Genomic DNA, 25,938 nt, shown 5'->3' on the forward strand with positions numbered 1-25,938 from the left:
TTTTTTGTGAAAAAATTATTTAAATCAACAGCTGTAGCAGTTTTAGCAACGTTAATGATGGGTACTTCTGTGAATGCATTTGCACACAAAGTAGGTATTGTTGATATGCAGGAAATCTACAAGCAAATTCCTCAAATGGCTAAAATTGAACAGTCTTTACAAACTGAGTTTGCTGAACGTCGTCAAGAGCTTGAAAAGTTACAAGGCGATATTCGTTTTGAAGCTGAAAAATTTAAACGTGAAAGTACAACGATGAGCCAAGCTCAAAAAGATACTCTGCGTGAAAAAATTCAAGGCATGCAAAAAAATCTTGCTGAACAAGGTCGCCCTTTAGAGCAAGAAATTAAAGCGCGTCAAAACCAAGAGCTTGCTAAAGTTCAAGGTGTAATCATCAAAACAATTGAAGAGATTGCTAAAGACGGCGACTTCGACGAAGTTAAAGTAAAAGACACTACTATTTACTTTAACCCTAAAGAAGTGACTGATCTTTCATCTAAAGTTGTAGCCGCTGTTAGTAAGAAATAATCACTCTATGCAAAATTATACGCTTTCGCAAATTGCGGAACTTCTAGGCGCCGAACTTCAGGGTGATGGCGCTTTAGAAATAAAAAAAATAGCGACACTTGCAAATGCCCATTCTGGGCATATTGCATTTTTAGCGAACTCAAAATATCGATCGCAACTTGAGACTACTCAAGCTAGTGCTGTAATAGTAAGCCAAGCCGATGCAGAGTACTTTAGTGGTAGCAAAATTATTGTTGCTAATCCGTATGTAAGTTACGCAAAATTAGCGCAATTTATGGATACAACACCACGCTCAGCCTCGACGGGTATTCATCCAAGTGCAACTGTTCATTCAACAGCGATTGTTAGTGATAGCGCCGCTATTGGTGCTAACGCAGTCATTGAAGCTCATGCAGTGATAGGTGACAACGCGCAAATTGGTCCGAACAGTTTTATCGGGGAACGTGTTAAAATAGGTTCTGGCACTAAGCTTTGGCCTAGTGTGACTATTTATCACGATGTTGAAATTGGTTCAGATTGTTTGTTTCAAGCAAATAGTGTTGTAGGTAGTGATGGGTTTGGTTATGCAAATGAGCGCGGGCAGTGGGTTAAGATACCTCAACTTGGTTCAGTGATCATAGGCAACAAAGTTGAAATTGGTGCAAGTACGACAATTGATCGTGGTGCACTGGACAATACCATCATTCATAGCAATGTTATTATCGATAATCAGTGTCAAATAGCGCACAACGTTGAAGTTAATTCAGGCACCGCAATAGCGGGCTGCACTGTACTTGCAGGAAGCGTTACCATTGGCAAGAACTGTCAAATTGGTGGCATGGTTGCAATTAATGGTCACATGTCTGTATGTGATGGTGTTATAATTACCGGCATGAGTATGGTGACAAAATCAATCACCGAACCAGGTATTTACTCATCTGGTATGCCCCATACAACAAACAAAGAATGGCGTAAATCAATAGCTCACTTGCGTAACCTTTCAGACATGAAATCTCGTCTTAAAGCGCTTGAAGCATTGGCTAAGTCATAACGTTGAACACTAATAAGGATGCTATTTTGGCAAACGAATTAAATAGCCTTGATATTCAAGAAATTTTAAGTTTATTACCGCACCGTTACCCGATGCTATTAATTGATCGTGTTATTGATTTTACACCTGGCAAGTCTTTACATGCTATTAAAAATGTTTCTATAAATGAACCAATTTTTACTGGGCACTTTCCAAATCAGCCAATTTTTCCTGGTGTGCTAATATTAGAATCAATGGCGCAAGCAACGGGTTTATTAGGTTTTAAAACAGTAGAAAACCGTAGCGAAAACGAATTGTATTTGTTTGCTGCTGTTGATAACGCACGTTTTAAACAACCTGTAATTCCTGGTGATACAATGCATCTTCATGTTGAGTTTTTAAAAGAACGTCGCAACATTTGGAAGTTTGCTGCAGAAGCTAGAGTCGACGGCAAAATAGTGTGTAGTGCCGAAATTATGTGTGCGAGAAGAGAGTTTTAATAGTGATCCATTCTACAGCAATAATCGAACCTGGCGCTAAACTAGGCAACAATGTCTCAGTTGGTCCGTATAGTTATATTGGCAATGATGTTGTTATCGGTGATAACTGTATTATTGAGTCTCACGTTGTTGTTAAAGGGCCGTCAACTATTGGCTCTGGCAATCATATTTTTCAGTTTGCGTCTGTGGGTGAAGCCTGCCAAGACAAAAAATACAACAACGAGCCAACCACTTTAATCATGGGTGATAACAACGTTATCCGTGAATGTGCCACTATTCACCGTGGTACGATTCAAGACCAAGGTGTTACTAAAATTGGTAGTAATAATTTGTTTATGGCTTATACACACGTTGCACATGACGCGGTAATTGGCGATAACGTAATTTTTGCTAACAACGCAAGTGTGGCCGGCCATGTACATGTAGGCGATTGGGTTATCCTTGGTGGTAATTCGGGTGTTCATCAGTTTTGTAAAATTGGTGCACATGCCTTTATTGGTATGTATTCAGGTGTTAACAAAGATGTACCACCATTTGTTACTACCATTGGTATGCCAGCAGGCCCTGCAGCTATCAATAAAGAAGGCATGAAACGTCGTGGTTTCGAAAGTGATGAAATTATGGCTGTACGCCGTGCATACAAAGCATTTTATCGTAAAAGCTTAGGTGCTGAAGAAGCTATTGAGTCGCTTAGTGAAGATGCCGCAAAGTATCCTGCTGTGAAATTGATGGTCGACTTTGTTAAAAACTCAGAGCGCGGCATCGTAAGATAATTCGCGGGTTTGCTTTAAGCATTAAAAAAACCACCCTAGATGATAAATCGAAGGTGGTTTTTTATTGCCCTGCTTTAAGCTAATTCAGTTAATACTCAGGGTAATTGAGTTAGTATGCGGGTAATTTATATAATAAAAGCCGTCCTATGCGTTTACCTAAGTTAGTAGTCACTCTTTTTATTACTTCAGTTTTAGCCGCTTGTAGTAGCCAGCCTATTGTTAAATCATCTGCTGGAGAAATCACTCAAGTTGGGAAAGCATCTTTTTATGCTGATAAATACCACGGAAGAACAACCGCCAACGGAGAACGCTTTAGCCAACAAGCTGCAACAGCAGCCCATTTAGAATTTGATTTTGGTACTACGGTGGTTGTTACCAACCTCGCTAATAACAAATCAGTCACGGTAAGAATCAACGATAGAGGCCCGTATGTGCGAGGTCGTATTATTGATTTATCAAAAAGTATGTTTAAAAAAATAGCCGACCCTAAGGTCGGCGTTATTGATGTATCAGTAAAGGTTTTAAAACCGGGTAGTTAGCGAAACATAACCAGGATAAGCCACACTGAGCTCTTTATGAGAGCCTTGTGCGACTATTTGACCGTCTTCCAACCATACAACATTATCCATTTGAGCAAGTAGAGCGGGATCGTGCGTAATTGTCAGCACGCTCGCGTTATTCATAACATGCATTATTGCTTGCATTACCCCTTGCTTAGACTGATTATCAAGACCTTCTGTTGGTTCATCAAGAACCAAAATAGCCGGACTTTTAAGCAAAGCTTGTGCAATAGCTATACGTCTAGACTGACCTTGCGATACGTTACGCCCGCCAGTGCCTAGTTGTGTTTTTAAACCTTCTTTTAGCTCATTAAACCATGGGCTTAATTGCGCTAATGAGAGCGCTTCAATCATTTGCTCTTTAGTTGCATTTGGCGCGGCATAACGTAAATTTTCACTCAGTGTGCCATCAAAAATATGGTGCTGCTGAGCGAGTATATTTATCACACTTGCGCGTATATCATTATTTAACGAATGTAAGTCAACAACGCTATTTTGATTATTTAGCGTTATGCTGCCTTGTTGTAAAGGCCATAAACCAGTCAGTAAATTTACAAGCGTCGTTTTACCGCTGCCGCTTCTACCAACAATCGCTACTTTTTGCTGAGGCATTAGCTCAAAGCTAACATCAGTTAGTGCTGTTTGTTCACCATATTGATAGCTAATATTGTTAAGTGCCAATGTGTTATTTTGCGCACTAAAGCTTTCATCTGCTTCTATAATTGTATTTTTATCTTGTGAGCTAGCTGCTTTATCTTCAAGTGTAAACAACCGCTCTGCTGCTTTTAATACGTTAGGTAGCTCAATAAACGCATTAGGAAGTAGTAATACACTCTCAAAACTTGCCAGTACAAACAGGCTTAACATAGCAAGTTCTACATTTACCATAGTATTGGCGTAAACCAACGGGACTATGGTGACTATGCTAGCAAGCATGGCTAATTGAACAACCAACAAGCTTAACCCATCTGAGTTTGCTAGTGCTTTGTGGCGAATAAATAATTGCTTATTGTACTGCTCGCTTAATTCGTCGCACTTATTAAGCTGCTGCGAACGGGCTTGATAAATACTAAGCTCTCTAAGGCCTGTAAGTGTATCTGAAAGCTCAGAGCGAAGTTGTGCACTAAGTTGTGTTTCTTTATGGCTGTTTTTAGTGAGCTTTGCGCTGAGTAGGGCAGGTATAACCACACCAATAAGTATAATGCCAGTAAAGCAAATAAGGGCGACGTTGCCATTATAAGCCGACATAAACAGCATGATGATTGGCACACTTAAAAGAGCGACCAGCATAGGAAGTAAAACGTTTAAATAAAACTTGTCGAGTGCGTCTACATCGTTTTGTAATCGGTTAACTAGATCAGCGCTGCGGCTCATTGCTAAATCAACATTGTTAAGCTTACTTAACGTTGCAAATACATTGGTACGTATTTCACTTAGTAATAAAAACGTGGCGTTATGAGTAACTAGGCGTTCGCCATAGCGCGATGCTGTTCGCACAATTGCTAAAAACCGAATCGTTCCTGCTGGAGTAAAGTAGTTCATTTGCACGCCCGCAAGACCTGCAGCCGCCATTGACGCTAAAAACCAGCCAGAAATAGCCAACAAGCCCACATTAGCTAATACCGTAATCGTTGCTAAAAATGTACCCAATAGCATCGCTTTATAATGAGGAGCACAAAGCTTTAATAAGCGAATAAAATTATGCATGCGCAACCCCTTGTTTGGCCGTTTTTAATAAATCAGCAAATGCACCATTTTGCGCTGCAAGTGTTTCAAAGTGACCTTGCTCAGCTATTTTTCCATCGTGCATAACAATGATATTACTGGCATGTTTAACGGTATTTAATCGATGAGCAATGACTAACACTAAGTTATTTTTAGCATATTCATTAATAGCATCTTGAATAAGCTGCTCTGTTTGGCTATCAAGGTGCGCTGTAGGCTCATCAAGCACTAAAACTGGTGCTTGTTTTATGAATGCACGTGCGAGTGCGATGCGTTGCTTTTGTCCGCCAGAAAGCCCTTCGCCTTGCTCACCTATCAGTGTGTTAAAACCATCGGGTAGGGTATTTATAAATTCAAGCACACCAGCTTGCTTTGCTGCATGTTCAAGCTCTTGCTGTGTGGCAGTTGGTTTGGCCAATTTAATGTTGGCAGCAATGGTGTCGTAAAACAGCGTCGCTTTTTGTGGTATCCATGCAATGTTATTTTGCAGGTAAGTAATATCGGTTGTGCTTAAACTCTGATCATTAATAGATAGGTGGTTTATCACCTCAGGGTGAAACCCTAATAAGCAATCAAACAACGTACTTTTACCTGAGCCACTACTGCCCACAACTGCAATTAAGCCTTTATTTGGCAGTGTTAAATTTATATTTTTAATCCCTTCGTTACTATCTGGGTATATAAAATTAAGGTCGGTAATACTTATTGAGTTAATTGTATTTAAAGTTAAATTGTTTTCAGGCGTGCTTGTAGTCACTGACGCATTTTCGTCACTTGGCAGTGGTGCATTTAAAATCGCAACCATATCGGCAGCGGCACTAATGCCTTGTAAGCGTGCATGGTAATGGCTACCTAGCTGGCGCAGTGGTAAATAAAATTCAGGCGCTAAAAGTAGCACCACAAAGCCAGTAGCAAAATCAAGAGTGCCAAAAAACAGTCTAAAACCAATAATTACTGCGACTAATGCCACGCTAATGGTGGCTAAAAACTCAAGTGCAAATGATGATAAAAACGCGATTTTTAAAACATCGAGTGTAGCGTGTCTAAAATCATCTGAAATTTTAGCTATTTGTTTAAGCTCGGTACGTGTTGCATTAAATAGCTTGAGTTGAGTTAAACCTTGTACGCGGTCAAAAAAGTAATTGCCCAGTACAGCAAGTTGCTTCCAGCGTTTTTGGTTTAAAGCTTCGGCTTTTGAGCCTACTAAAATCATGAAAAAAGGAATGAGCGGGGCGGTTAATAAAAATATCAACCCAGCTTTATAATCTGTCGGAAAAATAACAACCAATATTGCCAGCGGAATAAGCGCGCTGTAAGCAGCACCAGGTAGGTATTTAGCATAATAGTCGTGGAGTGCTTCTACGCCATTATGTAGGGTATTTAATGTAGCGCCTTGGCCGTGTTGTTCTATATAGCTTGGCCCAAGTAAGCTGAGCTTATTTAGAAGTGTTTGGCGCATTGCCGATTTTATTTTAAGTGCAGCATATGCACTCAAGCGTTCGCTTAATGCTAAAAATATTGCACGCAGTAAAGTAATACCTGCTAAGGGCCACAGTAAGTGTGTAACGCCGCTTAAGCTGCTGCCTTCAAACATTACATTATGAATAGCTTGAGCCAGTAAATAAGCACCTGCAATCATCAGTAATGCGTTAAAAGTACCCAGTGCAATGCTTAACTTTAACCACACTGCAGCGGGTTTACTTTGACGCTTTAAAAAAGCGCGCAGTGATTGCTGCTGCGCGCGATCTGGTCGGGGGTTAGTCGTCATCTTTTGTGTTGTTAGCATCGTTTAATAAATCGTGCATGGCTTGTTCATCATCAGCAATGCTGTTTTTATTTTGATGAAATTCGTACCACATTACATTTATTACACCTAAGGTACAGGCCAAAAGTACACCTAAAATCCAAGCGAAATACCACATAGTTTAGTCTCCTTAGTAGCTACCGTGAGTGTTGTTTTCAATTTCTTCAACCGTTACTCTGCGCCACATTTTTACATAACACCAGGTGGTGTAAGTTAAAATAAGTGGAACAAAAATACACACTGCAACAAACATTACATTGAGCGTTTTATGGCTCGATACCGCATCCCAAATTGTTAAGCTAATATTTGGATTGTTGCTTGATGGCATAATAAATGGGAACAGTGAAACACCGGCCGTCATAATCACGCCAATTAACATTAAGCTTGTTGAAATAAGTCCAAGTGCTGGTTTGTTCAATTTAGAAAACAATAGCGCACTTAGTGCCATTACAAAGGCTAAAATAGGGAAGGTCATTGTCCACGGACGTGTGCTGTAATTACTTAACCAAGCACCTTGGGCTGTTGTTACTACTTTAGCTAAAGGATCTGCGTGGCTTTGCGTATCGGGCATAGATACAATTTGGTAACCCGTTAAATTAGCAACCCAAAAACCAGCAGCTGCAAATAATACAATAAATGCAATTAGAGAGTAGCGACCATATTGACCCGAACGCTCTGCTACTGCACTTGCTGTACGAAGTTGTAACCACATACCAGCATGAGCAACTAACATGGTAATACTAATCAAACCAGCAAGTAATCCAAATGGGTTAAGCAAGCCAAAAAATGAGCCTTGGTAGCTAACACGCATTAGGTTATCAATATTAAACGGTACGCCTAAAAATAAGTTACCAAATGCAACACCAAAAACTAATGCCGGAATTGCGCTGCCTGCAAGCAAGCCCCAATCCCAATTGTTGCGCCAGCGTTTTGAATCTACTTTACTGCGGTAATCAAACCCAAGTGGTCTAAAAAACAAGGCAAAGAGTACTAGCATCATGGCAAAGTAAAAGCCCGAAAATGCAGCGGCATAAACCATAGGCCATGCTGCAAACAATGCGCCGCCTGCAGTTATAAACCATACTTGGTTACCGTCCCAATGCGGACCAATCGTGTTTATTACTGTACGGCGCTCTGAATCTGTTTTACCTACTAGGCGAAGCAACATAGCCACGCCCATATCCATACCATCGGTAATAGCAAAGCCAATAAGCAGCACACCAATGATCAACCACCAAAGCATTTTTAATGTTTCATAATCAAAAATCATGATTGCTCTCCTTTAGTTTGCTCAGCTTTGTTTGGTAACTCAAAATGGTATTTACCGGTATGCAGCGAGCTTGGCCCTTGCTTAACAAAACGGATCATCAGCCAGCCTTCAACAATGGCTAAACCAGTGTAGAAAACAATAAATCCAGTTAAGCTAATTAGAATGTCGTTTATTGTTAGTGACGACGTGGCTAAAAAGGTCGGTAGTATTTCAGATATAGCCCAAGGTTGGCGACCATATTCAGCAACTATCCAGCCAAATTCAATAGCTATCCAAGGTAGTGGAATGCTCAATACAGCAGCCCATAACAACCAGCGCTTTTGCTCAATAACACGGTGTGCGTTGTAGTAAAATGCTAATATAAATACACCAAGCATCGCCACACCACAGGCAACCATAATCCTAAATGACCAGAACATAGGGCCCACTTTAGGGAAAGAGTCTTTAACAGCTTTTTGAATTTGCTCCTCGGTAGCATCTACAACATCAGGTGTGTAGCGCTTAAGCAGCAAGCCATAACCTAAATCATCTTTCAGGGTATTAAATGTTGCTATATTTTCAGGCGTGTCTTCACCATTTCTGAGCATCATAAGGTATTTATAAGCTATCATACCGTTACGGATTCGTACTTCGTGTTGTTTTTCTAGGTCGTTAATACCGGTAACTTGCTCATCGAGCGAGCGAGTTGCAATTAATCCAAGTGCGTAAGGTATTTTAACCGCAGCATGTGTTACTTGCTCTTCTGAATCAGGGAAACCAAATGCGGTAAACGCAGCCGGAGCTTCTTCTGTGTGCCATTCGGCTTCAATTGTTGCCAGTTTTACTTTTTGAACTTCGCCTACTTCGTAGCCTGATTCGTCACCAAGTAAAATTACACATAAAATTGACGCTAAACCAAAACCAGAAGCGACTGAAAACGAACGCTTAGCAAATGCAAGGTCGCGGCCTTTTAATATGTACCAACTACTTATACCCAATACAAACATTGATGCAGCTACATAACCTGCCGATACCGTATGAATAAACTTAACTTGTGCTACAGGGTTAAACACAAGCTCTGCAAAGCTAGTCATTTCCATGCGCATGGTTTGATAATTAAACTCAGCACCTACCGGGTTTTGCATCCAGCCATTGGCTATTAAAATCCAAAGCGCCGACATGTTAGTACCGATCGCCATTAAAAAGGTTGCACCTAAATGTTGGCGTTTAGAGAGTCTGTCCCAACCTAAAAAGAACATACCAACAAAGGTCGATTCTAAAAAGAATGCCATTAAACCTTCAATTGCCAGGGGAGCCCCAAAAACATCACCTACGTAATGGGAATAATAAGACCAGTTAGTACCAAACTCAAACTCCATGGTAAGGCCTGTGGCCACACCAATTGCAAAGTTAATACCAAACAATTTTCCCCAAAACTTAGTCATATCACGATAAATTTCGCGACCGGTCATTACATAAACCGATTCCATAATAACTAAAATCCAGGTCATACCTATCGTTAACGGTACGAATAAGAAATGAAAGAGAGCGGTAACAGCAAACTGTAATCGCGATAGATCCACAAAGGTTTCATCTATCATTATTGGCTCCTTGAGAGTGACGGATTAACAGGGCAACATTTAATTGGCAAAGTTAAGTTTTAATGAACTTTCAGTAATTACTGAAAGTTTGTAATATTATTTACGTTTGTGCAATTTTTGTCAATATGTATATTAGTAAAACTTAATATATATTTTATATGCTACATCAGTATTAAAAACAAACAATACAATAAATTAAATTTAGTGATAAAAAACCAGTTATTTAAAGCATTTAACCAAACAGTAAAACACGGTAAACTAACAAGCATGAACGCCTGGTTTACTTGTGAAATAAAATCAAATGAATAAAGATAAAAAACAACTACGAATTGGTATTGTGGCAGGTGAGCTGTCGGGCGATATTTTAGGCGAAGGCTTAATTAAAGCCCTTAAAAAGCACTTCCCGGATGCTATTTTTGAAGGGATAGCAGGGCCTAAAATGCAAGCGCAAGGCTGTAAAACACTTTACGACATGGATGAGCTTTCAGTAATGGGGCTTGTTGAGGTACTTGGGCGTTTACCGCGGTTGCTTAAAATACGTAAACAACTCGTGCAGCATTTTGTAGATAACCCACCTGATGTATTTATTGGTATAGATGCACCCGATTTTAACTTACGCGTTGAAAAGCCACTTAAAGATGCGGGCATTAAAACAGTACAGTATGTAAGTCCATCTGTTTGGGCGTGGCGCGAAAAGCGTATACATACAATAAGTGCAGCCACTAACTTAGTGCTTGCGTTACTGCCATTTGAAAAAGAGTTTTACGATAAACACCAAGTGCCATGTACATTTGTAGGACATACCTTGGCTGACGATATAGCGCTTGAGCACGACGATACTAAAGCACGTGCAGAACTCGGCTTAAGCCTTGATGACAAAGTACTGGCGTTACTTCCTGGTAGCCGAGGCTCAGAAGTTGGTTTACTAAGCGAAACTTACATTAAAACAGCTGCAGAGCTGCAAGCTAAAAACCCCAATCTTAAAGTTGTGGTGCCACTGGTTAACGAAAAACGCAAAGCGCAGTTTACTGATATATTAAACGCTACCGCGCCAAACCTTAATGTTAACCTGCTTGATGGACAATCAAAATTAGCGATGCAAGCTGCTGATGCTATTTTATTAGCGTCGGGCACTGCAACACTTGAAGGTATGCTTTATAAAAAGCCAATGGTAGTGGGCTATAAAATAAAGCCTTTGAGCTATTGGATATTTAAAACTTTATTTACGTTTAATATTAAGTATTTTTCGTTGCCTAACTTATTAGCAGACGAAGAGCTAGTGCCTGAGTTTTTACAAAGTGAGTGTAATGTGGCTAATTTAATCAATGCGCTTACCCCAATGCTTAATACCGATAACATTGAGCTAAAAGCACGCTTTTTAGCTATTCACGAAAAAATTAGATTAAATGCCAGCGAACAAGCAGCTAATGCTGTGGCGGAGTTAATAAATGCAAATTGATAGACCTAATGTATCCTTAATTGCCGGTGTAGATGAAGTAGGGCGCGGCCCGCTTGTTGGTGATGTAGTTACTGCCGCCGTCATTTTAGATCCCACTAAACCAATTGCTGGCTTAGCGGATTCTAAAAAATTAACAGATAAAAAACGCCAAGCGCTTGCGATTGAAATAAAAGAAAAAGCATTGTGTTACGCGTATGGTCGCTGCAATCCAACAGAGATTGATGAACTAAATATTCTGCACGCTACTATGCTTGCCATGACCCGCGCAGTAGAAGCGTTAAGCACACAACCAGAATTTGTATTTATAGATGGTAACCGCTTACCTAAACTAACAATGCCCGCGCAAGCCGTTGTTAAAGGCGATAGCTTAGTAGCTGAAATTTCAGCAGCGTCTATTTTAGCTAAAGTAGCACGCGATGACGAAATGATTGAGCTTGATAAACGCCACCCTGAATATGGCTTTGCAGGGCACAAAGGGTATCCAACAAAAGCACATTTTGCAGCGCTTGAGCAGTACGGCGCGATTGATGAGCATCGTAAAAGCTTTAAACCTGTGCAGCGTGTATTGGCGCAAGCCAATGGTGAGGGTTAAGCATGGCTGCTCCTGATTTTGTTCATTTAAGAGTTCATTCAGATTTTTCGATGGTTGACGGCCTTGCTAAAACAAAGCCAATAGTTGCTAAAGCGCAAGAGCTGCAAATGCCCGCTATTGCGATTACCGATCAAATGAACTTTTGTGGCTTAGTGCGTTTTTATGGCGCAACACATAACGCCGGTATTAAGCCTATTGTGGGTGCTGACTTTTGGGTTCGTAGCCCAGAATTTCCTGACGAGCCAAGCCGCTTAACTATATTAGCCAAAGACAACGACGGCTATAAAAACATTACCTTATTAATATCTAAAGCGTATCAACGTGGGCATGTGTTTCATCGCCCAGTGATTGACCGAGAATGGCTGGTGGAGCATAAAACGGGCTTAATTATTCTCTCTGGCGCTAAAGATGGTGACTTAGGTAAGGCGTTACTAAAAAATAATCCAAGTGTTATTGAGTCGGTAGTTAGCTTTTATAAGCAGCATTTCAGCGATAACTATTACCTTGAGCTTGTTCGCACTAACCGACCGCTTGAAGAAGACTACTTACACATGGCGGTAGAGCTTGCTACAAAAGAGCAGTTACCTGTTGTAGCGACCAACGAAGTAGTGTTTTTAAAGCCTGAAAACTTTGAAGCGCACGAAATTCGCGTTGCTATTTTTGATGGTTACACGCTTGACGATAAACGCAGGCCTAAACGATTCTCTGAAGAACAATACCTAAAAACATCAGAGCAAATGGCTGAGCTGTTTAGCGACATTCCAGAAGCCCTACAAAACACAGTAGAAATAGCTAAACGTTGTAATGTAACGGTTCAGCTAGGGACTTACTTTTTACCTGATTACCCAACTGGCTCACTCAAGATTGATGAGTTTTTAGTTAAAGTGTCAGAAGATGGTCTTGAAGAGCGACTGCAGTTTTTATTCCCCGACGAAGAAGAGCGAAAAGTAAAACGTGTTGAATACGATGAGCGACTTGATATAGAGCTTGGCGTAATTAACCAAATGGGATTCCCAGGTTACTTCTTAATCGTAATGGAGTTTATTCAGTGGAGTAAAGATAACAATATTCCGGTTGGGCCTGGTCGTGGTTCAGGTGCAGGTTCGTTAGTTGCATACGCCCTTAAAATTACCGATTTGGATCCACTTGAATTCGACTTGCTTTTTGAGCGATTTTTGAATCCAGAACGTGTGTCAATGCCCGATTTCGACGTCGATTTCTGTATGGATAGACGAGACGAAGTAATTGATCACGTGTCGGCTTTGTATGGGCGAAATGCCGTATCGCAAATTATTACCTTTGGTACCATGGCTGCAAAAGCGGTAATACGCGATGTAGGGCGAGTGCTTGGGCACCCTTACGGGTTTGTTGATCGTATTTCAAAAATGATTCCAGGCGATCCTGGGATGACACTTGCTAAAGCGTTTGATATAGAACCGCGCTTGCAAGAAGCCTACGATGGCGATAACGAAGTAAAAGATTTAATCGATATGTGTCGCATTCTAGAAGGGTGTACACGTAACGCCGGTAAACATGCGGGTGGCGTAGTAATATCGCCAACCACTATTACCGACTTTGCTGCACTTTATTGCGATGACGAAGGTAAGTTTCCGGTCACACAGTTTGATAAAAACGACGTAGAAACTGCAGGCTTAGTTAAGTTCGATTTCTTGGGTTTACGTACACTGACTATATTGCAGTGGGCGGTCGAAATGACCAACGTGCGCATGGAGCGCCAAGGTAAAGACCTCGTTGATATAAACACCATTCCACTGGATGATAAAAAAAGTATTGAGTTGCTACTTCGCGCTGAAACGACTGCTGTATTCCAGCTAGAATCGCGCGGTATGAAAGACTTAGTACGCCGTTTAAAACCCGATTGTTTTGAAGATATGATTGCATTGGTGGCCTTGTTTCGCCCGGGTCCGCTGCAATCAGGCATGGTAGATAACTTTATCGACCGAAAATTGGGCCGCGAAGAAATCTCATACCCAGATGCGCAATATCAGCACGAAAGCTTAAAACCAATACTCGAGCCAACTTACGGCATTATCTTGTATCAAGAACAAGTAATGCAAATTGCGCAAGTGCTAGCAGGTTACACGCTAGGCGGCGCCGACATGCTTCGCCGTGCAATGGGTAAGAAAAAGCCCGAAGAAATGGCAAAGCAGCGTTCAACATTTGAAGATGGCGCAAGAAATAACGGCATTGACGGCGAACTCGCAATAAAAATCTTCGACTTAGTAGAAAAGTTCGCAGGTTATGGTTTTAATAAATCTCACTCAGCGGCATATGCATTAGTATCGTATCAAACGCTGTGGATGAAAACGCATCATCCTGCAGAGTTTATGGCTGCAGTAATGTCGGCCGATATGGATAACACCGACAAAATAGTTATTTTGGTGGATGAATGTGAAAACATGAAGCTCACCTTATTGCCGCCAGACGTAAATGCAGGCGAGTTTAAGTTTACAGTAAACCTGCAAGGCGAAATTGTTTACGGCATTGGCGCAATTAAAGGCGTGGGTGAAGCACCGGTTGATGCAATATTAGAAGCACGTGCGAAAGGGGGCCCATTTAAAGATTTATTCGATTTTTGTGCTCGAGTTGACTTAAAACGCGTAAATAAACGCGTAACCGAAAAATTAATTTATTCAGGTGCGCTTGATAAGTTAGGGCCAGAAAAAACACAACCAGGGCGTGCTACATTACTAGCTAGCTTAAAGGATGCAATGCGTGCGGCTGACCAACACAATAAAGCGGAGCTGTTAGGGCAAAGTGATTTGTTTGGTTTATTAGCCACCGAGCCTGATGAGGTTGAACAAGCCTTTATTAAAGCCACAGGACTCACCGATAACGAGTGGTTAGAAGGCGAAAAAGAAACGCTAGGCCTTTATTTAACTGGGCATCCGATAAATCAGTACCGCCGCGAACTTAAGCATTATACCAGCGGAAAAATAGTTGATTTACAGCCCACTAACCGTGATGTGTTTGCAACCGCTGCTGGTTTAGTGATTGCCTCTAGGGTATTAATTAATAAAAAAGGAAATCGTTGGGCCTTAGTAACTTTAGATGACAAGAGTGCACGGATTGATGTACGCTTGTATTCAGACGAGTTTGAAAAGTACCAAGATATGCTCCAAGTTAACAATATCTTGGTAATATCTGGACAGGTCAGCTTTGATAACTTCTCCGGTGGTATTACAATGACCGCCAGAGAAATAAACACCATTGCTCAAGCGCGTGAAAAACGCATTAAAGCGATTAAAATGACGCTGAACATGGTGCAAGTCGAGGCAGGTTTCTTCGATAAATTACAAAAAGTACTCGAACCCTATAAAATGGGAACGTGTCCGATCAAGGTTTATTACCAACGTCCAGATGCGTTGGCGCAATTAACTCTTGGGATCGAATGGTGTGTTACGCCAAGTGACGACTTAATTCATAAGTTATCACTCATGGCGGCGCAAGACGTAGAACTAGAATTTAACTAATTAGGTAGTTTAGAGCATGAGCCTCAATTATCTTGATTTTGAGCTTCCAATTGCAGAATTAGAAGCAAAAATTGAAGAATTACAAAATATAAGCCGCGCTGGCGAATTAGACCTTGAGTTAGAAGAGGAAGTCAGCAAATTAAAAGAAAAAAGCGCCAAGCAAAAACAGGAGATTTTTTCTAATTTAGGCGCCTGGCAAGTATCACAGTTAGCACGTCATCCGTTGCGTCCTTACACTCGAGATTATATCGAGCGCATTTTCACGGAATTTGACGAGTTTTCTGGCGATCGTACATTTGCCAACGATCCGGCTATTTTAGGTGGTATTGCGCGCTTAGATGGCGAACCGGTAATGGTTATTGGCCAACAAAAAGGCCGTGACACGGCTGAAAAAATTAAACGCAACTTTGGTATGCCAAAGCCAGAAGGTTACCGTAAAGCATTACGCTTAATGGAAATGGCTGAGCGTTTTAAAATGCCAATCATGACCTTTATCGACACACCGGGTGCATACCCAGGTGTTGGCGCTGAAGAACGTGGCCAATCTGAAGCAATCGCACGTAACTTAAAAGTAATGGCGACACTTAAAGTGCCGACAATATGTACAGTTATTGGCGAGGGCGGTTCAGGTGGTGCATTAGCGATTGGTGTTGGCGACAGAGTTAACATGTTGCAATACAGTACTTACTCTGTAATTTCGCCTGAAGGTTGTGCGTCTATTCTTTGGAAAAGCGCCGACAAAGCCCCACTTGCAGCAGAAGCAATGGGTGTAACCGCAGAGCGAGTTAAAGAACTAGATTTAATCAGTAACTTAATTGATGAACCTCTAGGCGGCGCGCACCGCAATTACGATGCGATGGCACGTAACTTAAAAGTTCGCCTTAAACGTGACTTAGCAGACCTACAAGCGCTTACGCTTGAAGAAATGCTTGATCAACGTTACAAACGTTTAATGTCGTTTGGTTATTGCTAAACACATTAAATGTTAAAAAAAGCCGCTTATGCGGCTTTTTTGCTTTAAAATGTTCAGAGTTTTTATATAAAAGTGCGCCCATATGCATACATCAGCAATTTATCAGCAATTAAAAAAATCATTAAATAGCTATATTGAGCAAGGTAACACCGCTTTTACAGTGGCGCTTTCTGGTGGCGTTGATTCTGTGGTGTTGTTGCATTTAATGCGCACTTTAAAAGAAGATAACCCTGCAATTAATGTATCGGCTATTTATGTCCACCATGGCTTGAGCCAGTATGCTGATGACTGGCAACACTTTTGCAAAAACGTATGCATTGAGCTTAATGTGCCTTTTGAAGCTGCGAAAGTTGTAATTGAGCAGCAGTCGCGCACGAGTCTTGAAGCCCAAGCACGCGACGCCCGTTATAAAGCACTTGATGAGCTAAGCCCACAAGACAGTATTATTTTACTGGGCCAACACTTAAACGATCAAGTAGAAACGTTTTTACTGCGCTTAAAGCGTGGCTCAGGTTTAAAAGGGCTTGGTTCTATGTATAAAGAGCGCTTGCTGCAAAGTGGGCGTATATGTTTTAGACCATTGTTAAGTGTAACGCGCAGCGATATAGAAGCGTTTGCAGCGCAGTTTAATATTAACCACATAACCGATGACTCTAATACAGATGAAAGCTTTGACCGTAATTTTTTACGATCGAAAATAGTACCTGTGTTAGCTGAGCGCTTTAATGGGTTTGAACAATGCACTGCACGAAGTATTGAGCTACTACAGCAGCAACAAACATTACTTGATGAATATACTCAGCTTGATTTAAATAAGTGTATTAACGAGCATCAAGCACTTTGCATTGGCCAGATAAGCGAATACAGCGCAGCGCGCATTGCAAATATAGTACGTGCGTGGCTTGCACTATTTACACAAGTGATGCCATCGCAAAAGCAGCTCGAGCAAATTATTAATCAAGCAATGTGCGCAAAAAACGATGCACAAATGCGTATTGATTTGCTCGATGGGCAAATACGTCGTCATCAAGGTTATTTGTATTTTGTAACACCAAGTGAAGTGTTAACAGATATTGAGCTGAATCATTCACAGCTAAAACTGGCAGACGGGCGCTTATTAATTAAAAGCACCGGTTGTGGAGTAAGACCTCCACACGCTAATGAGCAAGTAATAGTGCGTTTTGATTGCAATAGCGCACGCATTAAACCACTTAAAAAGCCTGGTAGTAATACAGTTAAGCATTGGTTTAAAGATGCAAAAATAGCGCCCTGGCTTCGCGCCAGTGTGCCGCTTATTTTTTATAATGATGAATTAGTTCAAGTGGTTGGTTATTTTATAAGTGCTAAGCATATTGATGAAAATGGTATTTTTTGGGAGTGTAAATAAATGAGTAAACAGCCGCATGTTGGTTTGTCGTTAGTTACTAAAGCGCCAGTGGGTATGCTAATAACGGCCGTTATAGCTATTATTGCTAATATTTTACTTGAGCTAAATATAGTTACGCTAGGTTATGCAGTTGCGGGTGGAATTGTATCTGCAGTGCTTTTATTAGCTTATTGGTTAGGTAAAGGTGGATTGTTTTTTATTTTAGGCGTGAGCCTGCCACTGCTTTTAGTATTATTTACACCGCTTGCTACTATTACTGCATTACTTAATTTAATTAGCGGATTCTTTTTTGGTTTTTGTGCCGCGTTGTTTATTTATAATTTGGTAAGTGCAAAGCCTAGCGGGGGAAGCTAGGCTTTTTATTTAATGCAGTTAAGTAAAGACTAATATGCTTTTGCGCAGTTTCTGCCAGATGCTTTTGCTTTGTATAAACCTTTATCGGCGCGAGCAAATATTTCAGTTTCGCTGTCTTGGCTGTTAGCTAAAGTAAAACCAATACTGGTTGTTACTTTATACTTAGACATTAGGGGCGATTTTCTTACTAAGCACATTATCCGCTCAGCAATCACTTTATTCGTTGTAAACTCAGGGTCTTCAATAAGTAAAGCAAACTCATCACCACCAAATCTAAATACCGAATCAGTGCCGCGTATGCTGCTACACAGTACTTTTGAAAACTCTTTAAGTGTATCGTCACCAATTTTATGGCCAAAGTTGTCGTTAACTTGTTTAAAGTTATCTAAATCAAGCAGCATTAAACTAAATGGACGCTGGTAACGACGGCAGTTTTCAAGTTTTTGCAGTAAAAAGTCATTAAACTGACTACGGTTATTTAAGCCGGTTAATGCATCCTTTGTGGCAAGCTTTAATACTCGGCTATACATCATCGCATTACGAAGTGGATAAACCAGCGCAGTATGCAAAGTATGTAGCTTTTTCTCAATGGCTTGACCAAGCGGGAATTTACTAAAATAAATTAGTTGCCCTAAGTGTTCTTTACCAATCGCCAAATCAAAAATATAGGGTGTACTATTTGTATCACTCTGTGATGTTTGTGTAGTTCCCAGTGTTGACTGAAACTGTAAACCAGAGAAATTTAACAATTGTTTTGTAAATTTTGCGTATATAGCTAAAACATCCTCAATCACTAAGCTAGTTTGTAGCTCTGTAACGAGTTTATGTGTTTCTGTTATTTCATTTGTTGGCGAATGTTCAGCCGAAAACGGCAAAAAATCACCGCGACCAGACACACGCTGCGTCAAAATATGGACGTTTTCCATTAAATTCTCCCCCGAGGGTGTTACTTTGCAATTACTAAGCGATTTTTGTGCCATATTTTAAAACTGGCTGAAAAACAGAAGGTTGCTATATTTAAAGTAAGTCCCTTGGTTTAATTGACGCGTGAGGCCGAATTTGCAGAGTATTAACGTTCAAATTTTTGGCTTGCTAGTGGCAGCAGTTCTTTTTGTGTGGTTTTTTAAACGCATTGGCTTGCCGCCTATTTTGGCGTACCTAGCAACGGGGGTTTTAGCCGGTAGTCATGGTATTGGTTGGCTAGCGCAATCTCATGAAATAGAGTTTGTAGCAGAGCTTGGGATTGTGTTTTTGTTATTTAGTTTGGGGTTAGAATTTTCTATTTCGCGGCTAATGGCAATGCGAAGCCTAGTATTTGGGCTGGGCTCGTTACAAGTAGGTATAACCAGCTTACTCTTCATTATTATTTTATATTGTTTAGACTTTTCCCTGCTCACCAGTTTTACCATTGGTACAATTATGGCGCTTTCTTCTACGGCTGTAGTGGTTAAGCTATTAAAAGAAACGGGTGAGCTTAATCAGCGCCGTGGGCAATTGGCCGTTGGTGTACTGCTTTTTCAAGATATTGCTGTTGTTCCTCTATTAATAATACTTCCTTTATTTGCATCAAGCGACTCTCAAAGTATTGGCTGGGCTTTAGCGTTTGCCCTAAGTAAGGGCGCATTTGTATACGTGCTTCTTTGGGCAATTGGTAAATGGGTATTGCCCATTGTGTTTAAAGAAATAGCGCAAGTACGAACCGATGAGTTATTTGTGCTTACCACTATATTAGTAGCGTTATTTGCGGGCTTTTTAACGTATATGTTTGGCTTGTCTATGGCATTGGGCGCTTTTTTAGCGGGAATGATGTTAGGTGAGAGCCATTACAGGCATCAGTTAGAGGCCGATATACGTCCATTTCGCGATATTTTAATGGGGCTGTTTTTTGTCACTGTGGGTATGCAGTTAGATATTTTATTTGTACTGGCGCATATAGTAATAATTATTGGCGCATTGCTTGGTTTACTCGGATTAAAAATTACAGTAGTAGCACTTAGTGCGCGGCTAATGCATGAACGAAACCAAGATTCACTCGCCTGTGGCATCATGCTGTGGCAAATGGGGGAGTTTGGTTTTGTACTTATCGCACTTGCTGGCCAGCATCAGTTATTAAACTCAGAGCAAGTTTCATTTTTAATTGCCCTTGGTGTGTTATCAATGGCATTTACACCATTTTTGATTGATAAAACGCCATTTATTTTAAAGCGTTTGGGTATACTCGATCTCCCTAGTTTAGCGCTGGAGAGTGAGCCACAAAGTAGTACACTTTATAGCGACCATGTTGTTATTTGTGGTTTTTCGCGAGTTGGGCAAACTATAGCGCGTTTTTTAAAGCCCGAAGCAATAGACTACGTTGCCATTGAAAGTAACCCAATTTTAGTACAAGAAGGCAAAGCGGCGGGTGAGCCTGTTATATTTGGCTATGTTAAACAAAAAGATATTTTAAAATGCGCAGGAGTAGAGCGAGCTCGCTTGGTTATTATTACTTTTACAGAGCTTGATCACGCACAAGTTGTTATTGATGCCATAAAACAAATAGCGCCCAACGTTAAAATACTCATTCGTACCCGTGACGATAGCCAGTTAGATTATTTAAAAGGGCTAGGCGTAACCGAAGTAGTGCCCGAGTCGTTAGAGGCGAGCTTAATGCTCGTGTCGCATGTGTTGTCTATGTCGGGCGTACCCATGACACGTATTGTGCGCCGAGTGAGTAAAGAGCGTCGAAACCGTTACCCGCTAATGCAAAGCTTTTACGCAGGGTATTTTAAAGATAGCGAAGATGCCTCAACCGACCGATTAGAATATTTACACGTTGTTGCGCTACCTCAGCAAGCTTATGCCGTGAGTAAAACAATTGAAGATCTTAATTTAGAAAAGCGGCGAGTACTCGTAAAAGCACTTCGCAGAGAAGGAGCCGAAATAGACACGCCATCAGCGCAAACAATCTTGTTAGCTAACGACGTTTTAGTACTACAAGGTAAACCAAGGCGAGTAGAGCGGGTAGAGCACTACCTGCTCGACGGAATAGAGTAACGTGCCTGTTTGGGCTTAATCTAACTCTAAAAACTCACGCATTTTAGGCAACTGCGCCATGCCATCTTCATAGCCAATTTGCATTAAGTGCTGGGTGTAGCGTTTTTCAAACAATAGGTAACTGGTTAAACTCGATTGCGAATGTTTTTTAACACCGATTGTACGCAGCAATACTTTAATCGCCCACGGCATATCGTCGTAATACTGCGCAGCAATAGCATTAAAGTTTTGCGAAGGGTTAATAACAAAGGTATCAATTTGTTTTAGCTCTTGGTGTTTATCGCGTGCAGGTAATAGTCCTAAAGTGCGATTAACACGTTCCAAACGCTCCAAATCAGACTGCATTGTGTCGGTAAATACGCTATCGAGTAAATGCCCTGCAACAGCAGATAGACCCGGATAATGTGGCGAGTAACCCGGTGGGTGTAATTCTTTGGGTTGGTCGACCCCAATAATAAATATTTTTTCAGCGCCTAAATGAATCGACGGACTCAGCGGAGAAAGTTGATGTATAGAGCCATCCCCAAAGTAATGGTTATAAATATTTACACTTGGAAACACCATAGGGATGGCACTCGATGCCATTAAATGCTCAACGTTAATACGCGTAGCTTGGCCTTCGCGTTTAGCGCGTTGCCATGATGTTTGTGTATTTGATTGAAAAAACGCAACAGAGTCGCCCGTGGTATAACTAGAAGCCGTAATAGACAGCGCATCTAAATAATTACGATGTAAATTGCGCTCAATGCGGTGTAAATCTAAAATTTCGTTTAATAAACCACGCAGAGGGCGGTTGTTTAGCAAGCTCGCTGGTGGATGGTTAATATGTTCTGACTGAAAGCTCGTTAAAATATTACGCGCAATATGACCAAATACGCTTAAAAAATCACTTTTATAGACCATAGAGGTTGAAAAGTTTTTCCAAACTGATTCAAGCTTTCGTACAGCCAAATGCGCACAGGAGGCGTAACATGCTAACGCAGCTGAGTTAATAGCCCCAGCAGAGGTGCCATTTATTACTCTAAATGGCAATGGAGCAGTACGAGGCATACTATGAGCTAGCGCTTTAAGGACACCCACTTGATAAGCAGCACGTGCGCCACCACCTGTGAGTAATAAGGCAATTTTTGGTTTTTCTGGATCGACTTGCTTGATTTTCATATTGGTGGTTAAACTGTTCTACGTCTTTACTTTATTTATTAACTGTAAGTCTTTAAGCTAGAAGAATCAAAGGATAACTGCCCTAATACTTATTACATTGTTTAATCACCCAATTTAGTACTTAACTTACTTTGCTATAATTGCCGTATTATAAAATGTAATAGTATTTGTGTAAGAATGAATTTAATCCACTTAGCGTACTCTAAGTGATATCGCATTTTAATTTTTATGGAGTTCGTATGTCAGATAAACCAGAAGCATCAGATGTTCAAAAACGTCCACCTAATAACAATATTATTTTCGCCGTTATTATTTTAATAGTCGTAGCATGTGCGGCCGCCTTCGTATTGCTAACACCCAGTGACGAGCAAGCAACACGCACTGAGGTAGAGCCCACAGTTAAAGAACAACCTATGATGGAGCTTAAACCCGAGAACGACCCCGTGGTAGATGCGCCGTCTGTAAATCCAGAAAAGCCAGCAGAGCTTGAAGTACCAGCACAAAGTCCAAGTGAGCCTGTGCCAGAAGTAGAGCCACTACCAACGCTTAACGAAAGTGATGCAGTTGTTGTTGCTAAAATGGACGAGTACCTAAGCGACTCAGTAATGAGCTTAATGGTGACCGACGATGTTATTCGTCGTGGTGTGGTATATGTAGATAACTTAGCAAAAGGAAAAATAGCTAAAAAACACATGCCTGTTGTACAGCCAGAAGAAAAATTTAGCGTGAATGAAGGTGATATCTTAACTATTAACCCTAACAGCTACGAGCGTTATACACCGTATGTGAAAATATTTACCAGTATGAGTGCAGCGCAAGCCGTTCGCATGTACGAAGAGTACAAGCCACTTATTAATAATGCATACAGTGAAATTGGTTACGGCGATGACGAATTTAATCAAACGCTAACCGATGCAATCGATTTATTACTTGATACGCCAGAGCCTGAAGGTGACTTGCCGTTACTTCGTGATTCAGTAACTTACCAGTATGCGTTTTCGGAGTGGGAGCAATTACCAGATGCACAAAAGCAGCTTTTACGTATGGGTCCAGAAAACATGAAAAAAGTAAAAGCAGCATTACGTAATATAAAAGCGCAGTTAGAGAACAATTAATACGCACTAAAATAGCTAAATACGCCGCGATTGTATATGAAGTATGCAATCGCACTTTCTTTTTAGATTATCCCTTGAATAACAGAGCAAAAGTAGAGATAATCCCTCCCGCGCCAACCAAGGCCCTCAATGGTAGTCTTATTGGTCCTCTCGCAACACTAGCAGGCGAACCTGGTCAGGCCCGGAAGGGAGCAGCCACAGTTTGTGACGTGTGTGCCGAGATGTGGCTGGTAAGACTGCCACCCAAATTCCTCATTTGGGTGTTTGAACTAATAAACTTAATTCCTCAAAAAGAATTCCTCTAATTAAATAATACTATTTATTTATAGATTACTTTATAAATTACTTTATAGATTGTTATGTCATTTTTGTTAAAAATATTACTAATAACTACATGATAGTATTAATTAAAAGTAAATTAGCCTCCCTTTTAAACATGTTGCTCATCCTCGGTTCGTAAATACGACTTAAGTCTAGATTGTGTAGTACGAAGTTAGGATTAGAATAATGTCAAATTTAGAGAGGAGCTCAGTATGCACTTGGAACGTATTCGCAATAGTAACCTGCACGACAAGGTGATGCCGGCAGAACAAGCAAGCCAATTTATTAAAGATGGAATGACTGTAGGGATGAGTGGTTTCACTCGCGCCGGAGAAGCTAAAGCAGTACCCAGAGCATTAATTGAGCAAGTCAAAAAAAATCCAATCAAAATAAATTTAATGACGGGTGCGTCATTAGGTAATGATCTCGACAAGCTATTAACAGAAGCGGGCATTTTAGCGCGTCGTATGCCTTTTCAAGTAGACAGCACTTTACGTAAAGCGATTAATAACGGTGAAGTAATGTTTATTGATCAGCATTTATCTGAAACAGTTGAGCATTTACGTAACCATCAATTAACCATGCCTGATGTGGCTGTTATTGAAGCCGTTGCCATTACCGAAAAAGGGCATATTGTGCCGACTACATCGGTTGGTAATTCAGCCAGTTTTGCTATTTTTGCCAAAGAAGTCATTGTTGAAATTAATATGCTGCATAACCCGAATCTTGAAGGTTTGCATGACATATATATTCCTTCGTATCGTCCTACTCGCCAACCAATGCCGTTAGTTAAAGTGGATGACCGAATTGGTAGCACTGCTATTCCTATCGATCCTGCAAAAATTGTTGGTATTGTTTTTACTAACCAAAGCGACTCGTTTTCTACCGTTACCGACCCTGATGAAGACACCGCCGCTATTGCGCGCCATTTAGTTAACTTTTTTAAAGACGAAGTGGCTCAAAATAAATTGCCAGCTAATTTAGGTCCGCTACAAGCAGGCATTGGTAACATTGCTAATGCAGTGATGATGGGACTACTCGACTCTGACTTTAAAGACCTAACAATGTACTCTGAAGTATTACAAGATTCGACGTTTGACCTAATTGATGCAGGTAAGCTTAGTTTTGCATCGGGCAGCTCAATTGTGTTGTCTGAGCGTTGTAACGCGCAAGTATTTAATAATTTAGAACAATACAAAGACAAGCTAGTGTTACGCCCTCAAGAAATTTCGAACCACCCTGAAATAGTCCGCCGTTTAGGTATTATTGCCATTAATACTGCACTTGAGTTTGATATGTATGGCAATGTAAATTCAACACATGTTTGTGGCACACGGATGATGAATGGTATTGGTGGCTCGGGTGATTTTGCTCGTAATGCTCATTTAGCAATATTTGTGACTAAATCGATTGCTAAAAATGGCGCTATTTCAAGCGTAGTGCCTATGGCCAGTCATGTTGATCATAACGAACACGATGTTGATATTTTAGTAACTGAGCAAGGCTTAGCTGATTTACGCGGTTTAGCGCCGCGTGAGCGAGCAATACAAGTCATTAAGCACTGCGTGCACCCAGATTACCGTGACGATATGTTAGATTACTACAATCGCGCTTGTGAGCGTGGTGGGCACACCCCTCATTTACTTGAAGAAGCGTTTAGCTGGCATATTCGTCTTGAACAACAAGGCAGCATGAAAAAAGTATCTGCAGCAGATGCTCAAGTGCAACTGTCTGCATAAGCATTTTGGTTTATTAAAATTGAATTAGTTAGTTTTATACTTACTTTTGAACCGCACTAGTGTCAGCTCAATCAGCTTTGATTAGTGCGGTTTGATATAAACTGTAAGTCCAAAATAATTTTATACCTACTCTTTGTATACCTTTCCCAACCACCTTTTATTATTTTATTCACTTAGGTTTAAGTGCTATTACCGTTATTAAGTGTGTAATGTGCTTATTAAAAATATAGGCACTAAATGGCGTTTGACAGAGGATTAGAAGAGCGACCTTACAGTAAAACCAGTTAAGGGCTTGGTTTATATTTTGCCTGAAGGTTTTGAGTCTGATTCTGATTTAGCATATTGGGTAAATACGTGCGTTAACTTTGTAGAGTCTTTGCCGCCCAAACCTTTTAAAAAAACGACCCGCACTTAAGTAAATTAGCGAAGTATCACCTTAATTAAAATAAGCACTGCAATCAAATTACTGGCGCTATGAGCATGAATGCTACATAATTGAGCGACTGCTCACTTATGCGCTTTTTACTTATGTATGATTCATACTGTTTCAAAAGACGCTTTAAA

General features: G+C 40.7%; 21 protein-coding genes and 1 other RNA gene. 15 read left to right on the top strand and 7 right to left on the bottom strand.

Translation table 11 applies throughout. From position 1 onward, the window contains the following. The first annotated feature begins 6 nt into the window (after positions 1 to 6). From I6F48_RS11845 to I6F48_RS11865, 5 genes are all read left to right on the top strand, one after another. Positions 7 to 525 carry an OmpH family outer membrane protein gene (locus I6F48_RS11845; protein ID WP_007580993.1) on the top strand — a complete coding sequence of 173 codons (519 nt, stop codon included), beginning with the start codon at positions 7 to 9 and terminating at the stop codon, positions 523 to 525. 7 nt (positions 526 to 532) lie between these two features. Continuing rightward, entirely contained in the window at positions 533 to 1,555 is a 1,023-nt protein-coding gene (gene lpxD / locus I6F48_RS11850) for a UDP-3-O-(3-hydroxymyristoyl)glucosamine N-acyltransferase (RefSeq protein WP_007580995.1), read from the top strand. A gap of 26 nt (positions 1,556 to 1,581) precedes the next feature. Continuing rightward, on the top strand, positions 1,582 to 2,034 hold the full coding sequence (gene fabZ, locus I6F48_RS11855; RefSeq protein WP_007580997.1) for a 3-hydroxyacyl-ACP dehydratase FabZ: 453 nt from the start codon (positions 1,582 to 1,584) through the stop codon (positions 2,032 to 2,034). Positions 2,035 to 2,036: 2 nt separating this feature from the next. Next, a complete protein-coding gene (gene lpxA / locus I6F48_RS11860) occupies positions 2,037 to 2,807 on the top strand; it encodes an acyl-ACP--UDP-N-acetylglucosamine O-acyltransferase (RefSeq protein ID WP_007580998.1) in 771 nt (256 codons plus the stop codon). Between the two features lie 146 nt (positions 2,808 to 2,953). Next, a complete protein-coding gene (locus I6F48_RS11865) occupies positions 2,954 to 3,346 on the top strand; it encodes a septal ring lytic transglycosylase RlpA family protein (protein WP_010553743.1) in 393 nt (130 codons plus the stop codon). Here I6F48_RS11865 and cydC read toward each other — a convergent pair. The 5 genes from cydC to I6F48_RS11890 are packed head-to-tail and all read right to left on the bottom strand — an operon-like array spanning position 3,329 to position 9,746. Continuing rightward, positions 3,329 to 5,074: a thiol reductant ABC exporter subunit CydC gene (gene cydC, locus I6F48_RS11870; RefSeq protein ID WP_197119485.1), complete on the bottom strand. Its 1,746-nt coding sequence runs from the start codon at positions 5,072 to 5,074 to the stop codon at positions 3,329 to 3,331. The two genes, I6F48_RS11865 and cydC, sit on opposite strands and share 18 nt — an antisense overlap. Next, a complete protein-coding gene (gene cydD, locus I6F48_RS11875; protein ID WP_197119486.1) occupies positions 5,067 to 6,860 on the bottom strand; it encodes a thiol reductant ABC exporter subunit CydD in 1,794 nt (597 codons plus the stop codon). Before cydD ends, cydC begins: the two co-directional genes overlap by 8 nt. Further along, positions 6,850 to 7,014, bottom strand: a complete 165-nt coding sequence (cydX, locus tag I6F48_RS11880; RefSeq protein ID WP_002958303.1) for a cytochrome bd-I oxidase subunit CydX — start codon at positions 7,012 to 7,014, stop codon at positions 6,850 to 6,852. Before cydX ends, cydD begins: the two co-directional genes overlap by 11 nt. A gap of 12 nt (positions 7,015 to 7,026) precedes the next feature. Then, positions 7,027 to 8,166 (bottom strand): cytochrome d ubiquinol oxidase subunit II, encoded by a 1,140-nt coding sequence (gene cydB / locus I6F48_RS11885; protein ID WP_231615223.1) that lies wholly within the window; start codon positions 8,164 to 8,166, stop codon positions 7,027 to 7,029. Further along, positions 8,163 to 9,746 (bottom strand): cytochrome ubiquinol oxidase subunit I, encoded by a 1,584-nt coding sequence (locus tag I6F48_RS11890; protein ID WP_197119487.1) that lies wholly within the window; start codon positions 9,744 to 9,746, stop codon positions 8,163 to 8,165. Before I6F48_RS11890 ends, cydB begins: the two co-directional genes overlap by 4 nt. Before the next feature lie 301 nt (positions 9,747 to 10,047). Between I6F48_RS11890 and lpxB the strand changes: the two genes are divergently transcribed. The 6 genes from lpxB (at position 10,048) to I6F48_RS11920 (ending at position 18,005) form a co-directional block, all read left to right on the top strand. After that, complete coding sequence (lpxB, locus tag I6F48_RS11895) at positions 10,048 to 11,205, top strand: lipid-A-disaccharide synthase (protein ID WP_197119488.1); 1,158 nt, start codon at positions 10,048 to 10,050, stop codon at positions 11,203 to 11,205. Continuing rightward, on the top strand, positions 11,195 to 11,797 hold the full coding sequence (gene rnhB / locus I6F48_RS11900; protein ID WP_197119489.1) for a ribonuclease HII: 603 nt from the start codon (positions 11,195 to 11,197) through the stop codon (positions 11,795 to 11,797). The genes lpxB and rnhB overlap by 11 nt, the downstream gene beginning before the upstream one ends. Before the next feature lie 2 nt (positions 11,798 to 11,799). Continuing rightward, positions 11,800 to 15,291, top strand: a complete 3,492-nt coding sequence (gene dnaE, locus I6F48_RS11905; protein ID WP_197119490.1) for a DNA polymerase III subunit alpha — start codon at positions 11,800 to 11,802, stop codon at positions 15,289 to 15,291. Between the two features lie 16 nt (positions 15,292 to 15,307). After that, a complete protein-coding gene (accA, locus tag I6F48_RS11910) occupies positions 15,308 to 16,264 on the top strand; it encodes an acetyl-CoA carboxylase carboxyl transferase subunit alpha (protein ID WP_197119491.1) in 957 nt (318 codons plus the stop codon). An 82-nt stretch (positions 16,265 to 16,346) separates the two neighbouring features. Then, entirely contained in the window at positions 16,347 to 17,651 is a 1,305-nt protein-coding gene (gene tilS, locus I6F48_RS11915; RefSeq protein ID WP_165728541.1) for a tRNA lysidine(34) synthetase TilS, read from the top strand. Next, a complete protein-coding gene (locus I6F48_RS11920) occupies positions 17,652 to 18,005 on the top strand; it encodes a hypothetical protein (protein WP_165728542.1) in 354 nt (117 codons plus the stop codon). A 29-nt stretch (positions 18,006 to 18,034) separates the two neighbouring features. Here I6F48_RS11920 and I6F48_RS11925 read toward each other — a convergent pair whose 3' ends face one another. Beyond that, the gene (locus I6F48_RS11925) at positions 18,035 to 18,931 is read right to left on the bottom strand and encodes a GGDEF domain-containing protein (RefSeq protein ID WP_024590733.1); all 897 of its coding nucleotides are present in this window, start codon (positions 18,929 to 18,931) and stop codon (positions 18,035 to 18,037) included. Positions 18,932 to 19,064: 133 nt separating this feature from the next. Between I6F48_RS11925 and I6F48_RS11930 the strand changes: the two genes are divergently transcribed. Beyond that, positions 19,065 to 21,038: a monovalent cation:proton antiporter-2 (CPA2) family protein gene (locus I6F48_RS11930; protein WP_197119492.1), complete on the top strand. Its 1,974-nt coding sequence runs from the start codon at positions 19,065 to 19,067 to the stop codon at positions 21,036 to 21,038. Between the two features lie 15 nt (positions 21,039 to 21,053). Here the strand turns inward: I6F48_RS11930 and I6F48_RS11935 are convergent, their stop codons facing one another. After that, positions 21,054 to 22,199, bottom strand: a complete 1,146-nt coding sequence (locus I6F48_RS11935; RefSeq protein WP_197119493.1) for a patatin-like phospholipase family protein — start codon at positions 22,197 to 22,199, stop codon at positions 21,054 to 21,056. 239 nt (positions 22,200 to 22,438) lie between these two features. On the opposite strand from I6F48_RS11935, the gene I6F48_RS11940 reads away from it, so the two are divergent. From I6F48_RS11940 to I6F48_RS11950, 3 genes are all read left to right on the top strand, one after another. Then, positions 22,439 to 23,314, top strand: a complete 876-nt coding sequence (locus tag I6F48_RS11940) for a DUF3014 domain-containing protein (protein ID WP_197119494.1) — start codon at positions 22,439 to 22,441, stop codon at positions 23,312 to 23,314. A 139-nt stretch (positions 23,315 to 23,453) separates the two neighbouring features. Beyond that, an RNA gene (gene ffs / locus I6F48_RS11945) (signal recognition particle sRNA small type) lies at positions 23,454 to 23,550 on the top strand. A gap of 297 nt (positions 23,551 to 23,847) precedes the next feature. Next, complete coding sequence (locus I6F48_RS11950; RefSeq protein WP_197119495.1) at positions 23,848 to 25,374, top strand: acetyl-CoA hydrolase/transferase family protein; 1,527 nt, start codon at positions 23,848 to 23,850, stop codon at positions 25,372 to 25,374. Positions 25,375 to 25,938 lie beyond the last annotated feature (564 nt).

Source organism: Pseudoalteromonas sp. SWYJ118, from assembly GCF_015864505.1.
In the GTDB taxonomy this organism is placed as follows: Bacteria; Pseudomonadota; Gammaproteobacteria; order Enterobacterales; family Alteromonadaceae; genus Pseudoalteromonas; species Pseudoalteromonas arctica.

Excerpts from the sequence above, each read along its gene's own strand:
- lpxD (WP_007580995.1), top strand. The coding sequence starts at position 533 with ATGCAAAATTATACGCTTTCGCAAATTGCGGAACTTCTAGGCGCCGAA.
- I6F48_RS11865 (WP_010553743.1), top strand. The coding sequence starts at position 2,954 with ATGCGTTTACCTAAGTTAGTAGTCACTCTTTTTATTACTTCAGTTTTA.
- cydC (WP_197119485.1), bottom strand. The coding sequence starts at position 5,074 with ATGCATAATTTTATTCGCTTATTAAAGCTTTGTGCTCCTCATTATAAA.
- cydD (WP_197119486.1), bottom strand. The coding sequence starts at position 6,860 with ATGACGACTAACCCCCGACCAGATCGCGCGCAGCAGCAATCACTGCGC.
- cydX (WP_002958303.1), bottom strand. The coding sequence starts at position 7,014 with ATGTGGTATTTCGCTTGGATTTTAGGTGTACTTTTGGCCTGTACCTTA.
- cydB (WP_231615223.1), bottom strand. The coding sequence starts at position 8,166 with ATGATTTTTGATTATGAAACATTAAAAATGCTTTGGTGGTTGATCATT.
- I6F48_RS11890 (WP_197119487.1), bottom strand. The coding sequence starts at position 9,746 with ATGATAGATGAAACCTTTGTGGATCTATCGCGATTACAGTTTGCTGTT.
- lpxB (WP_197119488.1), top strand. The coding sequence starts at position 10,048 with ATGAATAAAGATAAAAAACAACTACGAATTGGTATTGTGGCAGGTGAG.
- rnhB (WP_197119489.1), top strand. The coding sequence starts at position 11,195 with ATGCAAATTGATAGACCTAATGTATCCTTAATTGCCGGTGTAGATGAA.
- dnaE (WP_197119490.1), top strand. The coding sequence starts at position 11,800 with ATGGCTGCTCCTGATTTTGTTCATTTAAGAGTTCATTCAGATTTTTCG.
- accA (WP_197119491.1), top strand. The coding sequence starts at position 15,308 with ATGAGCCTCAATTATCTTGATTTTGAGCTTCCAATTGCAGAATTAGAA.
- tilS (WP_165728541.1), top strand. The coding sequence starts at position 16,347 with ATGCATACATCAGCAATTTATCAGCAATTAAAAAAATCATTAAATAGC.
- I6F48_RS11920 (WP_165728542.1), top strand. The coding sequence starts at position 17,652 with ATGAGTAAACAGCCGCATGTTGGTTTGTCGTTAGTTACTAAAGCGCCA.
- I6F48_RS11925 (WP_024590733.1), bottom strand. The coding sequence starts at position 18,931 with ATGGAAAACGTCCATATTTTGACGCAGCGTGTGTCTGGTCGCGGTGAT.
- I6F48_RS11935 (WP_197119493.1), bottom strand. The coding sequence starts at position 22,199 with ATGAAAATCAAGCAAGTCGATCCAGAAAAACCAAAAATTGCCTTATTA.
- I6F48_RS11940 (WP_197119494.1), top strand. The coding sequence starts at position 22,439 with ATGTCAGATAAACCAGAAGCATCAGATGTTCAAAAACGTCCACCTAAT.
- I6F48_RS11950 (WP_197119495.1), top strand. The coding sequence starts at position 23,848 with ATGCACTTGGAACGTATTCGCAATAGTAACCTGCACGACAAGGTGATG.